This is a genomic window from uncultured Campylobacter sp. (assembly GCF_937949835.1).
Lineage (GTDB): Bacteria > Campylobacterota > Campylobacteria > Campylobacterales > Campylobacteraceae > Campylobacter_B.
Genome location: NZ_CALEDC010000414.1, coordinates 1 through 1886, shown reverse-complemented (window position 1 = coordinate 1886; position 1886 = coordinate 1). Strand labels below are relative to the sequence as shown.

Genomic DNA, 1886 nt, shown 5'->3' with positions numbered 1-1886 from the left:
TAAAATTTTAAAGAACCTCGCGAAATTTAGCAAATTTAATCTTTAATTTCAACTGCCTCATCCTTGATCTCGACCTTTTGCGTGGCGTTTGCGTCGGCTGCGGGCTTTAGATAGCCCTCCTCTATCAAAATTCCTACCGCGCGCTTAAAGATCGGCAGCGCGTTTTGAGCGGCGTAGTAGCTGCCCCTTTTAGGCTCGCGCACCAAAACGCCGATCGTGTAGCTGGTGTCCGCGTCGTTGGCAAAGCCAAAAAACGAGCTGTTATAGGCGCTCGAATAGCCGCCTCCCTTGGCGATGCGCGCAGTGCCCGTCTTGCCGCCGATTTGCAGCCCCGCTACTCGACCCTTGCGCCCCGTGCCGCTCTCAACCGTTTTGATTAAAATTCCTTTGATTACATCAGCGGTAGGTTTAGAGATTACCTGGCGGGTTTCGCTTTCGTTAACGGTGTAAGTTTTGCCATTATTTTCTAGATTTTCGACTAGACGCGGGCTGATCATCACGCCGCCGTTGTTAAAGACGGTATAGGCATTGAGCATCTGAAGGAAGGTCATCTGCGCGCCGTAGCCGTAGCTGATCGTGGCTTTGTAAATTTTATTATTCAGGCTTTTGATGCTTGGGATATTTCCACTTTGCTCATACGGCAGATCGATACCCGTTTTTTGCGACATACCGAAGTTCATCAGCCCGTCATAAATAGCCTGCCCCTCCAGCCGCTCTGAAATTTTAATCATTCCGATATTTGAGCTGTGGATGATGATCTCCTCGCCGCTCATCTGCTTTGCAGGATGAGTGTCGCGGATCGTGCGAGTACCAAGCTTATAGCTGCCGTTATAGGTATTAATGATCTCGCCCGGTTTGACGGCTTTGGCATCATAGGCGATTGCGAAAATTATCGGCTTCATAATCGAGCCCACTTCGTAGGCGTATTCGCTCGCGGTAAAATTTAAATTCTTAAGATCGTTTTTCGTGATGTTTGAGGGATCATAGCGGGCATTGGTCGCGAGGGATAAAATTTTGCCCGTTTTGGAGTTCATAATGCCCACAACGATTTCTCGCGCATCGTAATTATCAGCGCCCTCATCGCTTAGGCGCTCTATCTTTCTTTGCAGTGTTAGCGGCACGCTTAGGCGGACGTTATAGCCGTCGATCCTGCCCGTTTTTTTGCTGCTGCGCTCTAGGATGATGTTGCCGCCGATATCGCGCGGACCCACGATAAACTCATCTCTAACCGGCGCTAGATAATACTCATAGTACTTCTCGATCCCCTTAATTCCGCTAACCTTGGTGATGCCATCAACCTCTTTTTTATTGATATAGCCGATTAACGGAGTGAGCGAATCACCGACATTGTAGCTGCGCTTCTCGCCGCTTTCGCTCACGCTCATGCGGATAGGCGGATTTAGCCTGCCGTTTGCGCCTATGAAGCTGACAAAGACCTTTTTTAAATTTAGCTTATATGCAAGCTCTTTTAGATGCACGGCGGTTTTGGCGTCGATCTTATACGACAGCACGGTCGTGCCGCCAGAGCCCTCGATTGCGCTTTTGACACGCTTTTCACTATCGCCCGTGTAGATGCAGTATAACCGTACGAAAAGATCAAGCTTGTTTTTATCGATGCTGCGCGCATCGACGCTAACTTTGTAGAGTTTGACGGAATTTGCCGCGACGTAGTTATCTTTTGCGATTATCGCGCCGCGGATCGCGCTGTTGGTTTCATTGACATCCAGGCGCGGTAGCTTGCGCTCAGTGCTGCCCCAAAAATATAAAATCGCCAAAAATACAAAAAGCGCCGCCGGCACGAATATAAACATCACAATAATCATACCGACCGAGGAGCTTTTATCTCTTTGCCACATCTTATTTCTTTAAAATTCTAAATTCCGCGC

At 48.6% G+C, this 1886-nt stretch carries 1 protein-coding gene; it reads right to left on the bottom strand.

Annotated features, from left to right (window positions below; all coding sequences use genetic code 11):
• Positions 1 to 35 precede the first annotated feature (35 nt).
• Complete coding sequence (locus Q0256_RS09350; RefSeq protein WP_297962444.1) at positions 36 to 1856, bottom strand: penicillin-binding protein 2; 1821 nt, start codon at positions 1854 to 1856, stop codon at positions 36 to 38.
• Positions 1857 to 1886 lie beyond the last annotated feature (30 nt).

Bases quoted from the DNA above. Each gene is read 5' to 3' on its own strand.
- Q0256_RS09350 (WP_297962444.1), bottom strand. From the start codon at position 1,856: ATGTGGCAAAGAGATAAAAGCTCCTCGGTCGGTATGATTATTGTGATG.